This window comes from Pseudoalteromonas rubra (assembly GCF_005887115.1).
GTDB lineage: Bacteria > Pseudomonadota > Gammaproteobacteria > Enterobacterales > Alteromonadaceae > Pseudoalteromonas > Pseudoalteromonas rubra_F.
The window spans coordinates 1-854 of sequence record NZ_PNCJ01000058.1 but is presented as its reverse complement, the minus strand read 5'-3'; the positions used below and the strand labels follow the sequence as shown (position 1 = coordinate 854).

The window sequence follows — 854 nt, the reverse complement described above, 5'->3', positions numbered from 1 at the left end:
TCACGCTTAGTACCACGTAGAAGGGCACCGATGTTCTCACCTGCACGACCTTCGTCAAGCAGCTTACGGAACATTTCAACACCTGTACAAGTTGTCTTCGTAGTTTCTTTGATACCTACGATTTCAACTTCGTCGTTCACGTTGATGATACCAGCTTCAACACGGCCAGTTACAACTGTACCACGACCCTGGATTGAGAATACGTCTTCGATAGGCATGATGAAAGGCTTATCGATGTCACGCTCTGGCTCTGGGATGTAAGAATCTAGTGCTTCTGCAAGCTCAACGATCTTGTCTTCCCACTCTTTCTCGCCTTCAAGCGCTTTAAGAGCTGAACCCTGGATTAGAGGCAGGTCATCACCTGGGAAGTCGTACTCAGAAAGAAGTTCACGAACTTCCATCTCTACTAGCTCTAGTAGCTCTTCGTCGTCAACCATGTCACATTTGTTCATGAATACGATGATGTAAGGTACACCAACCTGACGAGAAAGTAGGATGTGCTCACGTGTTTGAGGCATAGGACCGTCAGTTGCAGCAACTACCAGGATCGCGCCGTCCATCTGAGCAGCACCAGTGATCATGTTTTTAACGTAGTCAGCGTGTCCAGGACAGTCAACGTGCGCGTAGTGGCGAGTTGGAGTGTCATACTCAACGTGTGAAGTTGAGATTGTGATACCACGCTCACGCTCTTCTGGAGCGTTATCGATTGATGCGAAGTCTTTCGCTTCACCACCGTATACTTTTGCAAGTACGTTAGTGATTGCTGCAGTTAGGGTAGTTTTACCGTGGTCAACGTGGCCGATAGTACCAACGTTAACGTGCGGTTTCGAACGTTCAAACTTTTCTTTTGCCAT

1 protein-coding gene is annotated in these 854 nt (G+C 47.7%); it reads right to left on the bottom strand.

Going from position 1 to position 854, the window contains the following annotated elements:
• A partial coding sequence (gene tuf / locus CWB98_RS22885; RefSeq protein WP_138546906.1) for an elongation factor Tu occupies positions 1–854 on the bottom strand: 854 nt, incomplete at its 3' end.